At 61.2% G+C, this 17,139-nt stretch carries 17 protein-coding genes; 9 read left to right on the top strand and 8 right to left on the bottom strand.

The annotated features are described in order from the left end of the window. Positions 1-80 precede the first annotated feature (80 nt). Together H9Q16_RS03655 and H9Q16_RS03650 are read right to left on the bottom strand one after the other, a co-directional pair. A complete protein-coding gene (locus H9Q16_RS03655; RefSeq protein ID WP_191074000.1) occupies positions 81-1,310 on the bottom strand; it encodes a sigma-54-dependent transcriptional regulator in 1,230 nt (409 codons plus the stop codon). Further along, positions 1,307-3,049, bottom strand: a complete 1,743-nt coding sequence (locus H9Q16_RS03650) for a sensor histidine kinase (RefSeq protein ID WP_191075146.1) — start codon at positions 3,047-3,049, stop codon at positions 1,307-1,309. Before H9Q16_RS03650 ends, H9Q16_RS03655 begins: the two co-directional genes overlap by 4 nt. A gap of 71 nt (positions 3,050-3,120) precedes the next feature. On the opposite strand from H9Q16_RS03650, the gene H9Q16_RS03645 reads away from it, so the two are divergent. Then, positions 3,121-4,296 (top strand): cytochrome P450, encoded by a 1,176-nt coding sequence (locus tag H9Q16_RS03645; protein WP_191073999.1) that lies wholly within the window; start codon positions 3,121-3,123, stop codon positions 4,294-4,296. 238 nt (positions 4,297-4,534) lie between these two features. Here H9Q16_RS03645 and H9Q16_RS03640 read toward each other — a convergent pair whose 3' ends face one another. Further along, complete coding sequence (locus H9Q16_RS03640) at positions 4,535-4,996, bottom strand: Lrp/AsnC family transcriptional regulator (RefSeq protein WP_191073998.1); 462 nt, start codon at positions 4,994-4,996, stop codon at positions 4,535-4,537. 142 nt (positions 4,997-5,138) lie between these two features. On the opposite strand from H9Q16_RS03640, the gene cysG reads away from it, so the two are divergent. The 6 genes from cysG to H9Q16_RS03610 all read left to right on the top strand — a co-directional run bounded on the left by cysG (position 5,139) and on the right by H9Q16_RS03610 (position 10,608). Continuing rightward, the gene (gene cysG / locus H9Q16_RS03635; RefSeq protein WP_191073997.1) at positions 5,139-6,593 is read left to right on the top strand and encodes a siroheme synthase CysG; all 1,455 of its coding nucleotides are present in this window, start codon (positions 5,139-5,141) and stop codon (positions 6,591-6,593) included. Next, the gene (locus tag H9Q16_RS03630) at positions 6,544-6,840 is read left to right on the top strand and encodes a DUF2849 domain-containing protein (protein WP_191073996.1); all 297 of its coding nucleotides are present in this window, start codon (positions 6,544-6,546) and stop codon (positions 6,838-6,840) included. The genes cysG and H9Q16_RS03630 overlap by 50 nt, the downstream gene beginning before the upstream one ends. Further along, complete coding sequence (locus tag H9Q16_RS03625; protein WP_191073995.1) at positions 6,840-8,504, top strand: nitrite/sulfite reductase; 1,665 nt, start codon at positions 6,840-6,842, stop codon at positions 8,502-8,504. The genes H9Q16_RS03630 and H9Q16_RS03625 overlap by 1 nt, the downstream gene beginning before the upstream one ends. After that, complete coding sequence (locus tag H9Q16_RS03620; protein ID WP_191073994.1) at positions 8,494-9,282, top strand: phosphoadenylyl-sulfate reductase; 789 nt, start codon at positions 8,494-8,496, stop codon at positions 9,280-9,282. Before H9Q16_RS03625 ends, H9Q16_RS03620 begins: the two co-directional genes overlap by 11 nt. Beyond that, entirely contained in the window at positions 9,279-9,692 is a 414-nt protein-coding gene (locus H9Q16_RS03615; RefSeq protein WP_191073993.1) for a DUF934 domain-containing protein, read from the top strand. Before H9Q16_RS03620 ends, H9Q16_RS03615 begins: the two co-directional genes overlap by 4 nt. 67 nt (positions 9,693-9,759) lie before the next feature. Continuing rightward, entirely contained in the window at positions 9,760-10,608 is an 849-nt protein-coding gene (locus H9Q16_RS03610; RefSeq protein WP_191073992.1) for a ferredoxin--NADP reductase, read from the top strand. Positions 10,609-10,682: 74 nt separating this feature from the next. Here H9Q16_RS03610 and H9Q16_RS03605 read toward each other — a convergent pair whose 3' ends face one another. Next, a complete protein-coding gene (locus H9Q16_RS03605; RefSeq protein ID WP_191073991.1) occupies positions 10,683-11,519 on the bottom strand; it encodes a TauD/TfdA dioxygenase family protein in 837 nt (278 codons plus the stop codon). A gap of 95 nt (positions 11,520-11,614) precedes the next feature. Beyond that, complete coding sequence (locus H9Q16_RS03600) at positions 11,615-12,607, bottom strand: translation initiation factor 3 (protein ID WP_191073990.1); 993 nt, start codon at positions 12,605-12,607, stop codon at positions 11,615-11,617. Between the two features lie 173 nt (positions 12,608-12,780). On the opposite strand from H9Q16_RS03600, the gene infC reads away from it, so the two are divergent. Further along, entirely contained in the window at positions 12,781-13,362 is a 582-nt protein-coding gene (infC, locus tag H9Q16_RS03595; RefSeq protein WP_191075145.1) for a translation initiation factor IF-3, read from the top strand. Between the two features lie 64 nt (positions 13,363-13,426). Continuing rightward, on the top strand, positions 13,427-14,263 hold the full coding sequence (locus tag H9Q16_RS03590; protein ID WP_191073989.1) for a class I SAM-dependent methyltransferase: 837 nt from the start codon (positions 13,427-13,429) through the stop codon (positions 14,261-14,263). 90 nt (positions 14,264-14,353) lie between these two features. Here H9Q16_RS03590 and H9Q16_RS03585 read toward each other — a convergent pair whose 3' ends face one another. The 3 genes from H9Q16_RS03585 to H9Q16_RS03575 form a co-directional block, all read right to left on the bottom strand. Then, a complete protein-coding gene (locus H9Q16_RS03585; RefSeq protein ID WP_191073988.1) occupies positions 14,354-15,754 on the bottom strand; it encodes an OmpA family protein in 1,401 nt (466 codons plus the stop codon). A gap of 108 nt (positions 15,755-15,862) precedes the next feature. Then, positions 15,863-16,030, bottom strand: coding sequence for a hypothetical protein (locus H9Q16_RS03580; RefSeq protein ID WP_191073987.1), 168 nt, complete (start codon positions 16,028-16,030; stop codon positions 15,863-15,865). A 245-nt stretch (positions 16,031-16,275) separates the two neighbouring features. After that, complete coding sequence (locus H9Q16_RS03575) at positions 16,276-17,064, bottom strand: FAD binding domain-containing protein (RefSeq protein WP_191073986.1); 789 nt, start codon at positions 17,062-17,064, stop codon at positions 16,276-16,278. Positions 17,065-17,139 lie beyond the last annotated feature (75 nt).

The following is a 17,139-nucleotide window of genomic DNA, read 5'->3' as shown; positions in this document are numbered from 1 at the left end:
ACGTGGGAAGTCGGGCAGCGCACGGGAACTATCTCTGCTGCTGAGCACAGAGCACACCCTATCCGGCTGCGCCACATCAGTTATCCGCGGAACGCCTCTGGCTTGATGCCATAGCGCGCCAGCTTATCATAAAACGTCTTGCGCGGCAGCTTGAGCGCCTCTGCGGCGGCAGACGCCTGCCCCCCGGCCCGGCGCAGCGCAGCTTCGAGCAGCGATTGTTCCACCTGTGCCATCTGATCTGCCAGCCCCAGACCGGCATCCGGCGCGCCATCTTCGGGCATGCCCATCACAAATCGCATGGCAACCGACATCAGCGCGCGGGCGTTACCGGGCCAGTCGCGTGCCATCAACCCTGCAATCACTTCCGGCATCACCTCGGGCGGCGTCAGGCCGGCCTGTTCCGCCGCCTGATCCACATAGCGCCGGAACATGACCGGAATATCCTCCGGCCGCTCTGCAAGCGATGGAATGCGCACCGTCAGCACATCAAGACGGTAATAGAGATCGGCGTTGAACCGCCCGGCCTCGACCTCGCGGGCCAGATCGCGTGTGCTGCCCGCGATCAACCGCGTGGGGCTCTTCCCCTCGACCGCCTCAGAGAGGATCAGTTGCAGTTGCGGCGACAGCTGGGTGATCTCGTCGATAAAAAGGCTTCCGCCTTCGCCTTCGATCAGTGCTGCCTCAAGCCCTTCGGCGGAAAATCCGGATGCGGCGCGTTTGACAAAAGGCGCCTTGGACCGCGCAGAGCTGAGATGCACAACTTCGGCGACCTTCGAAATTCCCGTGCCCGGGGCCCCGGTGATCAGCGCGGCCCCTTCCGCCTGCGCCACCAGCCGCACCCGCTTGCGCAGACCTTCGGCCAGATCAGAGGTGCCAAACAGCATCCGCGCCGCAGGATCACCTGTTTCCACCAGCCGCCGAAGCCGCCGGTTGTCCAGCACCAGAGTTCGGGTCTTCAAGGCACGTTCCAACACTCCCAGAAGATCAGCAGGCGCACAGGGTTTTTCCAGAAATCCAAAGGCGCCCTGCCCCATCGCCTGAACCGCCATTGGAATATCACCCTCGCCGGTCAACAGGATCACAGGCAAATCAGGATCCTGCGCCAGAGTGTATTCCAGCAAATGAAATCCATCCCGACCTGGCATGCGAATGTCTGACAGGATGACACCATCAAACTGTGCCGTGATGCGGTCTTTTGCGGCCACAAAGGAGTTGGCCGTGATCGCCGTGATCTCGGCCAACTCCAGCGTCTGTGCCAGCGCCTCGCGCACCGCCGCATCGTCATCCACCAAAAGAACCGTATTGCTCATGCCGCTACCGCCTTTTCCGCCGCCGGTTCCAAGGTCACCACAAACAGGGCGCCACCGCCCTCAAGGTTGCTGCCCTTTATCTGCCCGCCAAAGCTTTGCACGATGCCATAGCTGATCGACAGGCCCAGCCCCATGCCTGCCGTCTCGCCCACGGACTTGGTGGTGTAGAAGGGATCAAACACTTTGTCGGGCATCTCAATCCCTGGCCCGGTGTCTGCAAAGCGCACGGCAACGGTCCCCTCTTTCACAACGGCAATATCCAACTGCTTTTCCTCAGCCGCGGCCATAGCATCCACCGCGTTGGTGATCAGATTGACGAACACCTGTCCCAGACGGACCTCGCCACCACGCACCCAGACGTCGCGTTGAGGTGCATCATAGATCAGCCTGACGCCCGCATCCTCCACATGGCTTCGCGTCAAATCGATCGCAGCGGTCAGCACGGCCCCAAGCTCTACCCGTTCCTGCGGGCCAGTTTCCTGCCGCGCAAAGGCGCGCAGGTTCTGGATGATCCGCCCCATGCGCCGCGCCATATCCGAAATCCGGCCAAGGTTCTCTGCCGCCCGCTCCGGCCTGTCCCGTTCCATGAACTGCACGGCGTTTTCCGCAAAGGATCGGATTGCCATCAGCGGCTGGTTCAATTCGTGGCTGATCCCTGCTGACATCTGGCCCAAAGCGCTGAGCTTGCCCGCCTGCACAAGATCGTCCTGCGCGCGCCGCAGGGCGGCCTGCGCCTCTTCACGCTCTGCCGCCTCGCGCCGCAACTGTTCGTTCGTCTCGCGCAATGCAGTTGTCCGCGCCGCCACCCGTGCCTCCAATTGCACATTGGCCTGCGACAAGGCTCGCCGCCGCTCTGCCGCAAGGTACAGCAATGATCCAAACGCCAGACACAGCGCCGCAACCGCCGCCGCCTGTGCCAGCGCCAACTGTTTGGCCTCGGCCACGCTCAACAGCACTTCGCCCGTCATGCCGATCACCGGCAGCGCCTGCGTCAGATGCAACGCCTCGCCCGGAAGATAGCGCCCCCAACCCAGCTGCCAGATCTCATGGGGACCGATGTAGGTGGCGCTGAAGGGGGGCTGCGCGCCCTCCGGCGTCACCAACCCTGCCTCGCCCTCAGGCCGCTGCCAGAACAGGATCTCGGTCCGGTTCGAAATATAGACCACGCCATCGCTGTCGGTAAAAAACGCCGCCGGGTTGGTGCCGCGCCAGTTGTAGTCGATCCCGTTGAGATCCGTGACCACCAGAACGACACCCTGCACGCCGCCATCCTCGGCAAACACCGGGGCTGCATGGAAAAACGCACGGTCCGTCAGCGGCAGTGCAGGTCCATGCCCCCACCCCAACGCACCCCGCAAGGCCCGCTGCACGTGCGGTTGCGCTGCAAGCTTTCGGTCAAGCGCGCCCTGTGCGGCTGCGGCAACCCGGCCCTCAAGGTCCAGCACCAGCAAATCCAGCGTGGCAGACTTGTCCGCCACTTCCAGCAGCAGCGCATCCACATCACCCGTGTTTGTGCCCGCCAGTACATCGCGCACATGGGGATGATCGGCCATGGTCACTGCCAGATCCCGATAGCGCTGCAACTGCCCCACCAGCCGGTCGCCCGCCAGCGCCAGATCCGCCTGACCCCGCGCCGCCAACTGATCAATCCCTTGCGCATACCCATATCGCCAGACCGCGCCTGCCAGCAGCAGCACAATCCCGAGAAAGGCCAGCACTAAGGCCAACCGCTGACGCATGCCGTTCTTCATATCCCCAGACTGCATGACCCCCCTTGCAATGACCAGCCCCGCCGGATTGTCTGGCACGCATGAAACGCCTCTCTCAATCCCTCACCGATCCGGCCTTTGTGCAGAACCCCTATCAGGTCTACGCTGACGCCCGCAGGCGCGGCCCGGTACTCTATTGGGACGACATGGGCATGCTGGCCGCTTTTGATGCCGCCACCGTGAATGCCCTGCTGCGCGACCGCCGCTTGGGCCGCGAACCTGTGAACCCGCGCCCCTACGGCCCCCACATGGCCGACTGGATCGCCCTCGAAACCCATTCCATGCTCGAACTTGAACCCCCCCGCCACACCCGCCTGCGCGGTCTGGTCCTGCGCGCCTTCACCTCACGCCGCATCGGCGCACTGGCCCCCGACATCACCGAGATTTGCCAAGACCTCATTGACGCCTTCCCGGACACCCCCTTCGACCTCATCCCCGCCTATTGCACCCAACTTCCCGTGCGCATCATTGCGCGCCTGCTCGGCGTGCCGGAAGAGATCTGGCCAGACCTGTTGCGCTGGTCGCGGGACATGGTGGCGATGTATCAAACCGGCCGCACACACGCGGTCGAAGCCGCCGCAAACACCGCCGCCGCCGAGTTCACCACCTTTCTGCGCGACTACGTCAAGAAACGCCGCCATGACCCGCGCGACGACCTGATCACCGAACTCATCGCCGCCGAAGAAGCCGGGGAAAAACTAAGCACCGATGAACTCATCAGTACCTGTATCCTGCTGCTCAACGCAGGCCACGAAGCCACCGTGCACAGCCTTGGCAACGCCGTAAAATGCCTGCTGGAGCACGAAACATCGCCACAGGTCCTAGAACCTGATCAAATCGCCGCCACCGTCGAAGAACTGCTGCGCTATGATCCGCCCCTGCACGTCTTCACGCGCTTCGCCTACGCGGACATTGAGCTGGACGGAGCCACCCTGAAACGCGGCGAGGAAATCGCCCTTGTTCTGGGGGCGGCGGGCCGCGATCCGGCCATATGGGACACGCCAGACACCTTTGACCCCTTGCGCCCCGCAAAACCCCACGCTGCATTCGGCGGCGGCCTGCACTTTTGTGTCGGGGCCCCGCTGGCCCGGCTGGAACTGCAACTGGCGCTACCCGCGCTCTTTTCCGCCCTGCCCGATATGCGCATGCACGCGCCGCCGCAATACGCCGACACCTATCACTTTCACAAACTCGATCGCCTGATGATCACCCCGTGAGTCGATGCCGGGTCAAGGATCGCGGCACGCGACCAATCTCCGATTGGCCTGTCCTTGACGCGGCAGCGACTCGCACCACCCTGAACGGACGCGCATTCAGGGCACACCTGACCCTGAATCGCTTCTCAGCACATGGGAAAACCTCTCATCCCCGCAGCGCCCGAAAGGCCGGGCTCACACCCGCCCAGCCAACCCGGAAAAGCAATCGCGCGTCAGCGCGGCCTTCAGATCACGCCCCCTACAGCGGCAGGGCCACGGTCGATTTGATCTCCTCCATCGACAGCAGCGCCGTCACGTTATGAACCCTCACCTCAGAAATCAGCGCCTGATAGAAGGCATCATAGGCGCGCGCATTCTGAACACGCACCTTGAGAATATAATCGATATCCCCCGCCAGCCGATGCGCCTCCTGCACCTCGGGCCGATCCTTCAGCGCCTTGAGAAAGCGCGCCTGCCAGTCCGCCTCATGCTCTGACGTCCGGATCAACACAAAGAAGCAGGCCTCGAAACCCAGCGCCTCGGCATCGAGCATCACGGTCTGCTGACCGATGATCCCCGCCTCGCGCATTTTGCGAATCCGGTTCCATACGGGCGTCTTGGACGACCCCACATCGCGGGCAATTTCATCCAGCGACTGGCTGGCATCCCGCTGCAGGGCCGCCAGGATTTTCCGGTCGGTGTCATCAATTCGGACATTCATTCTGCAATTTCCTCATCTCTGGGCCAGACGTTCTACGCCGCCATTCTTTTAGAACAATTGTTCTTATCTGCCCAGACATATGGCACATTATCGGGAATATTTCCTATGTTGAGCCTCAGAAATGCCAATCAAGGACGCCCTCATGGATCACTTCCCCATCTTTCTCGCCACCAAGGGCCAGCGGATCGTCCTGTCCGGCGGCGGCGATGCGGCCCTTGCAAAGCTGCGGCTGCTGCTCAAGACGCAGGCCCGCATCACCGTCTATGCCCACACTCCCGCGCCTGAGATCGAGGAGTGGGCCACAGCAGGCAAACTGACACTGCACCGCCGCACCCTCACTCACGGCGACACCCTCTGCGCGGCCCTTTTCTATGCGGCAGACGAAGACTCAGCCGAAGACGCCCGCACCGCCGCCATCGCCCGCCGCGAAGGTGCGCTTGTCAACATCGTGGACAACCTCGCCGACAGCGCCTTTATCACCCCCGCCATTGTCGACCGGGACCCGGTGACCGTCGCGATCGGCACCGAAGGGGCGGCACCCGTGCTGGCCCGCGCCATCAAGGCAGACCTTGAGGAAAGGCTGGCGCCTGATCTTGGCATGCTGGCCCGTGTCGGAAAATCCTTCCGCAAAATGGCCGAAGCCCTGCCCTTCGGTCGCGCCCGCCGCGATTTCTGGCGCGCCTATTACTTAGACACACATGCCAAAACCGAAGAAAGCGCCCAAGCCGCGCTCGACACGCTTCTCAGCCAGCACAAATCCAGAACCGCCCGCCCCGGTCACGTCGCCTTTGTCGGCGCGGGACCGGGCGATCCCGAACTCCTGACCCTCAAGGCGCGCAAAGCCATTGATGAGGCGGATGTGATCATCCATGACCGCCTGATCAGCCCGGAAATCCTCGAACTCGCGCGCCGCGAGGCCACGATGATCGACGTCGGCAAGAAAGGATTTGGCCCCTCAACTCCCCAGGACCACATCAACGCCCTGCTGGTCGAGCATGGGTTAAAAGGTGCCCAGATCGTCCGCCTGAAATCCGGCGATGCCACGATCTATGGCCGCCTTGATGAGGAAGTCGAGGCTGTGACAGAGGCCGACATCGCCTACTCCATCGTCCCCGGCATCACCGCGGCCTCCGCCGCCGTGGCGACTATTGGCCAAAGCCTGACGCGCCGGGGCCGCAATGCTTCTGTCCGCTACCTCACGGGCCACGACATGAAAGGGTTTGCCGATCACGACTGGGCCGCACTGGCCCGCCCGAACGAGGTCGCGGCAATCTACATGGGCAAGAAATCTGCCCGCTTCATACAGGGCCGCCTGATCATGCACGGCGCCGACCGCGCCACCCCGATCACGGTGGTCGAGAACGCCTCGCGCGGCAACGAACGCATCCTCGCCACTACGCTTGACCGGCTGGCGGACGATCTGACCACAGCAGCCCTGTCCGGCCCCGCGCTGATGTTCTGGGGCCTCGCCCCGCGTGAGGCTGCCGCGCACCGACGTAATACCGACGTCGTACCGACAGCCAAATTCCGCAATGGAGGCGCTCTGAATGCCCAAGCCATTTACCCCCAAAGTCATCACCGCCAATGCCCTTCTTGAGGGCGATGTGATCTACCTCACCGCCACCGGCTGGACCCGCGATCTGGCACAGGCCGACGTCCTCACAGATGAGGCCGACGCCGACCTGCGCCTGATCGAGGCCTCGGCCCAGACCGATCACGTGGTTGGCGTCTATCTTGCTGATGTCACTGTCAAAAATGGCATCCCCCACCCCGCTCACTTCCGCGAAGATTTTCGCGCACGCGGCCCCTCGAACTACCCGCACGGCAAGCAGGAGCACATCTGATGTACCATTACACCGACTTCGATCACGCCTTTCTGAAAGAACGCAACGCCCAGTTCCGCGCCCAGGTCGAACGCCGCATCGACGGCTCTTTGAAAGAGGACGAATTCAAGCCGCTACGCCTGATGAACGGTCTCTATCTTCAGCTCCACGCTTACATGCTCCGGGTCGCCATTCCCTATGGGACGCTGAACGCTGCACAGATGCGTAAACTCGCTGACATTGCTGAGAAATTCGACAAGGGCTATGGCCATTTCACCACCCGTCAGAACATCCAGTATAACTGGCCTGAACTGCGCGATGTGCCCGATATGCTGGACGAACTGGCCAAGGTGAACCTGCATGCCATCCAGACCTCCGGCAACACGATCCGAAACGTCACCGCCGACCACTTTGCGGGGGCTGCAGCAGACGAGGTCGCCGACCCCCGCCCCGTGGCTGAGCTCATCCGCCAATGGTCCACCGACCACCCCGAGTTCCAGTTCCTGCCGCGCAAATTCAAGGTCGCGGTCAGCGGTTCACAGAACGACCGCGCGGTGATAAAGACGCATGACATTGGCCTGCAAATCGTTGAGAACAAGGGTGAAATCGGCTACAAGGTCATCGTGGGCGGTGGCCTTGGCCGCACGCCAATGATTGGCAAGGTTCTGCACGATTTCCTGCCTCAAAAAGACCTGCTGCCCTATCTCGAAGCCATCGTGAGCGTCTACAACCTGCTGGGGCGTCGCGACAACAAATACAAGGCCCGCATCAAGATCACCGTGCACGAGAACGGCATCGATGACATCCGCCAACGGGTGAACGCACGCTTCGCCCAGATCAGGCCCACTTTCACAGGCGTCGATCAACAGATGCTCGCCCGCATCGAGGCCGATTTTGCAGCCCCCCCCTTTCGGCCGGCAGACGAAGCACCGTACCAGAACGCATACCAGCATGATCCGCTTTTCCGCAGCTGGGCCGACACCAACCTTTCCGCGCACCGTGCGCCAGGTTATGCAATCGTTTCCATCTCACTGAAAGCACATGGAAAAACACCGGGCGACGCCACCGCGCGCCAGATGCGGTTGATGGCCGCGCTCGCCGAAAGATACGGCCATGACGAGCTGCGCATCAGCCACGAGCAGAACGTGATCCTGCCCCATGTCCACAAGGCAGACCTGCCCTCGATCTATGCCGCCCTCAAAGCCGAAGGCCTCGGCACTGCCAATATCGGTCTGATCTCTGACATCATCGCCTGCCCCGGGATGGATTATTGCGCGCTCGCCACCGCGCGCTCCATCCCCATCGCACAGGACATTGCCACCCGTTTTGATGAGTTGAAGCTGGAGCACGACGTGGGCCCCCTCAAGATCAAGATCTCAGGTTGCATCAACGCCTGCGGCCACCATCACGTTGGCCACATCGGCATCCTTGGCCTCGACCGCGCAGGCGTGGAAAACTACCAGATCACCCTCGGTGGCGATGGTACGCAGGACGCCGCAATCGGCGAACGGGCGGGCCCGGGTTTCTCCGCAGATGAGATCATTCCCGCCGTTGAGCGTCTGGTTCTGGCTTACCTGGACCTGCGCGCAGAACCGTCCGAAACTTTCCTGCAAACCTACCGCCGTCTCGGGCTGCACCCGTTCAAGGCCGCCCTTTATCCGGAAACCCGTGCCGATGCCGCTTGATCACCCAGATTTTCACCCTTTTTCAAATACCTCTGCGCAGCGGCTGCGCCAAACGGAGGTGCTGAAATCCCGGGTGTACACGCTGAACACATCCTTGCGCTATCACAGCGCTGCGGATGTCATCGGTGCGGCATTGCACGAAGCCCCAAATCTCGCCTTGGTCTCTTCCTTTGGCGCGGAATCGGTGGTGCTTCTGCACCTTGCATCCATGGTCAAGCGTGACCTGCCGGTGCTCTTCATTGATACCGAAATGCTTTTCACCGAAACGCTGGTCTATCAGCAGGAGGTGGCGGAACGCCTGCAGCTGACCAACGTCACCCTCCTGCGGTCTGGCCATAGCGCAGGCACAGACCCGGACGGTACTTTACATCAGCGAAACCCCAACGCCTGTTGTGCCCTGCGCAAAACCCAGCCGCTTCAGGCCGCATTGCATGGTTTTGATGGCTGGCTCACGGGTCGCAAACGCTTTCAGTCCGGCGCGCGCGCGGCGCTCGAACACTTCGAGTGCGAGGCACGCAGCGATGCGCCCCCGCGGCTCAAGGTCAACCCGTTGGCCTATTGGTCTCGCGATGACGTGACCGCCTACATGGAAGAAAACCGCCTGCCGCGCCATCCGCTTGTCGCACAGGGCTATCCGTCAATTGGCTGCGCGCCCTGTACCTCACCGATCACACAGGGTGAAAACCCGCGCGCAGGTCGTTGGAGAGACACGACAAAAGAGGAATGCGGCATTCACTTTGTGGATGGCAAAGCGATCCGCCAAGGAACATCATCATGACACAACTGATCAATGACACCGGCTTTGTCCCTGAAGACTGGGCGCATGGTTTCTGCGCGCAAGGCGCCGCCAATGACTGTCTCGCACTCGATCTGCCTTCGGACGCCGATCCGGCACAGATCGACCTGACCGACAGCTTATTGATGATCCGCATTGATTTTCCGTCTTCGGCTGACGGGCGCGGCTTTACAATTGCGCGCGCGCTGCGGCTGCGGGGCTATCAGGGGCGTTTGCGCGCCAGGGGACACCTGCTCGCGGATCAATACGCCATGGCGCGACGCGCAGGTTTTGACGATGTTGAGGTGAACAGCGAGATCGCCGCGCGCCAGCCGCAGGATCAATGGCTATTTCGCGCCAACTGGCAGGACCACGATTATCAATCCCGGCTCAAAGGCGCCCCTGCGACCTGACGCCCGATTGCCCCTTCCCCCTTCATCTTCTAAGACAAGGCGCGCGGAACTCACGCGCGATTGATACATGACCGAGCATAGCCCCGTGGACCAACAAACCGCCAAACCCGTTCCTACCCTGCCTGACGCGCAGACGGTAACTTCTGTCCGGCACTGGACGGACCGGCTTTTTTCGTTTCGGGTGACGCGACCTGCCTCCCTGCGGTTCAGGTCTGGCGAATTTGTGATGATCGGCCTCATGGGCGATCCGGACCCGACGACAGGCAAGCAAAAGCCGCTTCTGCGCGCCTATTCCATCGCATCGCCGGCCTGGGATGATGAGCTTGAATTTTATTCCATAAAGGTGCCAGACGGGCCGCTGACGTCACGCCTGCAGCACATCCAGCCCGGTGATCAGATCATTCTGCGCCCCAAACCCGTTGGCACATTGGTGCATGACGCCCTGCTGCCCGGCAAACGCATCTGGTTCTTTGCGACCGGCACCGGGTTTGCCCCTTTTGCTTCGCTTTTGCGCGAACCCGAAACCTACGAGAAGTTCGAAGAGGTCGTGATCACGCACACTTGCCGCGACGTGGCAGAGCTCGACTATGGCCGCAAGCTGATCGAAGATCTGAAATCAGACGAGATGATGCAGGAACTGATCGGCGCAGATCATCTGGACAAGATCCGGTACTACCCGACAACAACCCGCGAAGAGAGCCCGAGAATGGGCCGTATCACGACGCTTTTGGAGAACGGTACGGTCTTCAAGGACCTCGGCATCGACCGCATCCATCCCGACGTTGATCGTGCGATGGTCTGTGGCAGCCTTGATTTTAACACCGATATCAAGGCGATCCTCGAAGGGTTTGGTCTGGAAGAAGGGGCAAACTCCGACCCCAAGACCTTCGTGGTGGAAAAAGCCTTCGTCGGCTGACCGGATCACAGATGAGAGCGCCACCCTCAGCGGCGGCGCGCCAAATCAAGAATGTGATGCGCGCGCCAGCGCGCTCAATTGGATGACGGCTGGCTATAGGGCTCCAGCGGCACGCCTTTTACCGTGATCCGGTGCATCAGGCGGCTTTCGCCGGGATAATCGGCAGTGGCGTAGTGCTGCACCAGACGGTTGTCCCAGATCGCCACCATCCCTTCCTTCCAAACCACCCGCGCCGTAAAGATCGGCTGCGTGACAAAGCGATAGAGGTAGCGCAGCAGTGGCGCACTCTCCACCACGGTCCAACCGTCGAACCGTGTGGTGAAATCCCCGTTCACATAGACGCAGGGCGCACCCGTCACCGGATGGCGAATTACGACCGGATGTAGCACAGGCGGCCGGAAGGCATCCGGATCAGTGCCCAGCCCCAATCCTGCCGGATCGGCAAAGCTGCTGTCAGAATGTTCGGCTTTCAAACCGCAAAGCATGGCCTGAAGACCGGACGACAGCGCTTGATATGCTGCCGTCATCGACGCGAAATGCGTATCTCCTCCCACAGTGGGCAATTCCCGCGCGCTGAGGATGGAACACATGGCCGGAGCGGCATCATAGCTGTGATCGGTGTGCCACGTTCCGCCGATAACGGCGGTCTGTTCAGGCTGCGTGCGCACCTCTGCGATCATGGGATGGCTGGCCACAGGCGTGAAAAAGCGGTTTACGTCAATATCCCCAAACTGTCGCGCAACCCTGATATGATCCTCTGGTGCCAGGTGCTGGTCAGGCAGCACAACGACGCCGTATGCATAAAGAGCGTCCTCAACGGCCTTCAGCGCTGCGCTGTCTGCGTTCTTCAGCAGGACGCCGCGCAGTGTGGCCCCCAGATGGCCGCTTATTCTGGTGATCTCCCAACCCATCTTTCAACACTGCCGATGGGCCGTCCAATTCGCAATAAAAAACCACGCCCCCAATCAGCTCAGGGGCGTGGCCATACCTCAGGCGCGGGGCGCGATCAGAGGTCCAGCGCCTCACGCACTTTTTCAAGCGCAGTCTTGAGCAGTTCAGGATTGTCCTTCGCCAGCTCCAGCCCTTGGGTCAGCGTGGTTTTCTGCAATGCGCCCAGATCAGATCCCTCGACCATTTCTGTCACTTTCTCCAGATCGAAACCGTCGACAGTCAGCAGCTCAGAAAGCATGGTTGCGTTTTCTTCGGTACCCTCGGTTGCCGCCTCAGCCGCCTCATCCACGGCAGCGTCAGTTGGGGCTTCTGCGGTTTCCTCGGTCGCTTCGGTTGCAGCCTCAGCCGTCTCGTCAGTAGCCTCGGCAGCAGTATCCGAGACTGCGTCTGTTGCAGCCTCTGCGGCAGTTTCAGTTGCCTCGGCGGCCTCTTCCGTGGCGTCAGCAGTGGCATCGACTGCGTCGCTTGCCGCTTCCGTGGTCGCCTGGGCGGCATCGCTCGCCGCTTCCTGCGTGGCGTCGACAGCGTCGCTCGCAGCTTCGGCTGTTGCATCTGCGGCATCACTTGCGGCCTCGGCTGTCGCGTCTGCGGCATCGCTTGCGGCCTCGGCTGTCGCGTCTACGGCCCCGTCTGCTGCCTCAGCGGCGCTGTCGGTGGCAGCGGCGACTGCGTCCGCGGCATCATCGGTTCCCTCAGTGACCGCATCGACGGCGTCAGAGGCAGCCTCTGCAGCCGCATCAACCGCGTCGCTTGCGGCAGCGGCCACACCTTCGGCAGCTTCGCTCACGGCATCAACCGCGCCTTCTGCGGCCTCAGTTACCGCCTCAGCGGCTTCGGTTGCTGTCTGCGACGCTGCGTCGGTGGCTTCTTCTGCCGTCTCGGTCACCGCATCCACCGCGTCGCTTGCCGCTTCAGTTGCAGCTGTTGCCGTCTCGCTGGCAGCGCTGGAGGCTTCCGTGGCCAACTCCGTCGCGGACTTGCCGGAATACAACATATAGCCGCCGATCGCGATGATGGCAGCGACAACAATCCAGATAACATTTCGCATATCTGTTCCCCTCAATTTCAGGCCCGGTACATCCCATGACACACCCTTGGCTCATTGAGCGGTGAAATGATCTTCAATGGGCCATTGTTCAAGGGGAATTTCACGCAACACGCACCATGGGCGGCATTTTGCGGCTTGAAGATGGTGGGGGGCGGGTCTAGTTTGCTCACTCGATACAAGACAACAATCAAAGGACGATCATCATCGCTCGCAGACCACACAACGCGCCGCCCCAAAGAGATACTGGCCCGCGCGTCAATGACAAAATCCGATCAACAGAAATTCGCCTAATCGGAGCTGACGGAGAGAACGTCGGCGTTGTCACCCCCGCCCGCGCCATGGACATGGCCGAAGAAGCCGGGCTGGACCTTGTTGAAATTTCGCCAAATGCCAATCCGCCTGTGTGCAAGATTATGGATTTCGGCAAGTTCAAATACGAACAGCAAAAGCGCGAATCCGAGGCCCGCAAAAAGCAGAAGATCATCGAGATCAAGGAAGTGAAGTTCCGTCCCAACACGGATACGAACGACTATGACGTCAAAATGCGCAACGTCTTCAAATTCCTGGAGAACGGCGACAAGGTCAAAGTCACCCTGCGCTTTCGTGGCCGCGAAATGGCGCACCAGAACCTGGGCCGCGAATTGCTGGAACGTGTGGCAGAAGATACCAAAGAGCATGGCAAAGTGGAAAACTTCCCCAAAATGGAAGGCCGTCAGATGGTCATGCTGATCGGCCCCTTGCCGCAAAAGGGCTAAGCCCGCCTTAGGGGTCGCGCATCTACCGGGTGCGCGCCCCTGCCCACCTTTTCGGGACGCCCCCATGCACCTGAACGATATCGAAACCCTTCACGCGCAACATCTGCGTCCCGGTTTTGGCACAACCACGCCAGATGAACTTGATTACATCCAACGTCTGATTGCCACGCACAAACCCAAGCGGTTTGTTGAGATCGGGACCGCGTCAGGCCTCAGCACCGGTTTTATCGCGCGCTTTCTCGAAGAGAACGGCGGCCAAAGCGTCACGTCAATTGATCTGTCCGCAAAGTTCTTTGGCGCGCCGGGCCAGCCGGTTGGCTACTTGGCGCGGGATATCTATCGCGGTGACAGCGTCAAGATCGATATCCTCCCGCGCAAATCGGCGTTGGATCTTGGTGATCTGGGTGGACCCTGGGACATGGCATTCATAGATGCCAACCACCAACATCCCTGGCCGATGGTGGACACCCTCGCCCTTGCCCCGCACCTGACCGGCCCCAAGATTGTCGTGCATCACGATTTACAGCTTTACCGGCGGTTCAAGTACCTGCGCGGTGTCGGGCCGCGCGTGCTGTTCAACGAGATGCCCGATAGCCATCGGCATGCGGACATCGCCGGAGACTGGAACATCTTTTCTATCGATCTGACGCTGGAGCCTGCGATTTTCGAAGAGGTTGCGATTGGATCTCTCAGCATGCCCTGGACTGCCCGCCCGTCCCTGACGGCGACAGAGATTGCGCGCTTTGAAGAAATCCTTGAGGCCCATTACAGCCCCCATCTGCGGGCCGAATTTCGCGAATGCCAAGAAACCTACCGTGTTTCCGTACCGGCGCGCGCTGCATTTGCGGCGCGTCGGGCACTGGCGCAAACACTGGAAACATTGGGGCTGCGCAAGCGGTAACCTTGGCCATGGCCACGCAAACCGCTGGCCAGGAAACGAAAAAAGCGCCACGGGAACCCGTGGCGCTTTTTCTTTGTTGGCAGGGTGCTCTTAGCGCAAAAGCCCTGTGATATTGCGGACCACCGCCCGACGGTTCGCCACTTCAGCGTCCAGTGTCGGAACTTTCAGGGAACTTTCACCGTATCCTTGCGTGATCATGTTCTCTGGCGGCACGTTGAAGTACTCCGTCAGGGCCAATGCCACGGTTTCAGCCCGGCGGTCTGACAGGGCAAGGTTATAGGTCGCATCGCCTACCGCATCGGTGTGACCTTCGACCAGAATGACCGTTCGCGGATCACGCGCGACCAGATCGCTCAGCGCCGTGCCAATGCGGGCCAGAGAACGGGCCTGTTCGGGCAGGATCGCCGCACTGCCGGTGGCAAATTGCACAGCATCCAGTTCGACCTCGGGGGCCAGCGCACGAACCTGCTGGATATCCCGGATCTGGCGCAGGGAGAACTGACGGTTCTGATCGCCCAACATCTGGGAGGCCAGAGCGGCACGGAGTTCCTCTTCGGTGCTCGTGCCAAAGGTCTGCGTCTGTTGCTGGATCTGCGGCAGCTCAGACACGATGACCTCTTGTTCCTGCACCGTGTCATCAAACAGCACCACGCGGTTGCCTTGCGCGTCCACATTGACGCGGCGGATCACCGCGCCATTGCCCGCGCGAATGGTGATGACCTGCGATCCATCCGATTTCGTCACGATTGTCCGGGTGGAACCATCTCGATAGGTTTCGGTCTGCACCTCGTCTCCCGGACGCCGGATGAGCGCGTCATCGTTCTTGAGAACGCGCAATTCGCCATTCGGGTTCTCAACAACCACCCGGTCCCCGGTCCGGCTGACGATCCGGTCACCGTTTTTCAGAACCGATCCCACGGCCACAGCACCAAGACCCAACAGCAAGGCTTTCTCGAACTTGCTCAGACCGTCATCGCCATCCGTGGCTTGCGTCTCTGTCCGCCCTTCGCCGGTCACGGCGGTTGCAAATTCCTCGTCCGATCCCCGAACCCCCTCTTCGGTGACCTGCTCTGTTTCGATCTGTGCACTGTCTCTGCCTTCACTCGAGGCGGCAGCGGCAGGCGCTTGTTGTTGAGACCGGGGTTGCGCCGCTGGTGCCTGTGGCTGAGGGGCCTGTGCCGTCGCCTGCGGTGCCGGTGCGGGCCCTGCAACAACGCCCGGCGTCCCATCAACGATAGCGCGCACGTCCGCGGGTGTGAAAGCGCGGCCTTCGTTCTCTGCACGCACCTTGGCCTCTTGCACGTTCAGACGCACCTGCCGCAACACATCGCGCGAGCCGACTACGCCACCAACGACCAGCTTGCACGGAAATACCTCTTGTACATCCGTACCAGCGCAGTTTGGCAGCTCGCTTTGCGCAAACCCGCCTGTCGGTATTGCCAACGCAAGACTCAATGTCAGCGATGCGGTTGAATTCAGTAACTTTTTCATGGTCTCGTCCTCACGGTTCAATGTACGCCGTTCGGGCAGCGTTGTAGGTTAACGCACGGCCCGGCAAAGACGTTCCGCCGGGCGTTGCAAGATGGCAAATTCCTGCCTCTAGTGATCCATGTCCCTCGACCGTTCGGGCGATGGGGCGCGATACCCCCAATCGCTCCAGACATCATAGGCGGGCACAATCTGGGGGCGATATCGGCCGGAACTGTAGGGATGCAAACTGATGGCATGCTCATAGGGGTCGCGCGCAACGGCGTCGGTCTGGGTCACTTCGCAAGGATAGTTGGTTTCAATCCCAAGCGGACGGCACGGGCTCAGCTTGCCGCGTGACCAGACCGGCGACGCAATTGGCAAAAGCGCACAACAAAGAACAAACGACAACCTGGGCACAAACACTCCTCCCCGTGTGAAGTGAGTACAGACTGCCCCAACACCACCGTGTTATCCAATATCAGCGCAAAGCCGCCCCTTCTTTCGCAAGAAGGCGCGGCTTTTTCGGAATGCTCCGAACCGGGCTAGGCGATAGCAGCAACCGCGCGGCGGGTCATCACCCCCGTCAAATGCGCGCGGTACTCGGCAGATCCATGCAGATCAGCAATCATATCGCCGTCCGCCTGCATGCCCTCAAGCGCCTCCGCTGAGAAGGTGTTGCTGAGCGCCTCTTCGGCCTGTGTCCAGCGGAACACGCCGTCATTCGACGCGCCGGTAATGGCGACCCGAACCCCGTCGCTGAACTTTGCGACAAAGGCCGCCACCAGCGGAAAGCGAGAGGCGGGTTGAATCATCTTCTCGTAATGCGCCGCCTGCGGCACAGGGAACTTCACTTCCGTGACGAGCTCGCCTTCTTCAAGTGCAGTGGTGAACATGCCTTGAAAATAGTCATCAGCAGCGATCTCGCGCGTGTTGGTGACAATCGTTGCACCGCTCGCCAGCGCGCCGGCCGGATAACAGGCAGAGGGATCATTGTTGGCCAGGCTGCCGCCAATCGTGCCACGGTTGCGCACAGCAGGATCGCCGATGCGCGCAGCGAGGGACGCAAGGGCCGGGTAATGCGCTTCGGCCTCGCGCATCACGGTCGCATGGGTGGTTGCCCCGCCGATGCAAAGACGTCCCTCATCGTCCATGCAAATCCCCTTCATCTCATCGATGCCGGCAAGCGAGACCAGTTTTGATGGTGCGGCCAGCCGCGCTTTCAGCGTCGGGATCAGGGTCTGCCCGCCGCTCAACGGCTGTGCTTCGTCCGCGCCCAATGCCTGGACGGCATCGGCAACGGTGGTCGGTTTCTCGATATCAAAGTTATACATCGTTTTCCTTTCCAGGTGGCGGGACGGCAGCGCCGTCCATCTCATTCACCCTTTGTCAAATACCTCGGGGTCCGG

Origin of the sequence: Sulfitobacter aestuariivivens, assembly GCF_014763045.1 — a bacterium.
Classification (GTDB): domain Bacteria; phylum Pseudomonadota; class Alphaproteobacteria; order Rhodobacterales; family Rhodobacteraceae; genus Sulfitobacter; species Sulfitobacter aestuariivivens.
The sequence above is the reverse complement of the archived record's forward strand: the minus strand, read 5'-3'. Positions and strand labels throughout refer to the sequence as shown.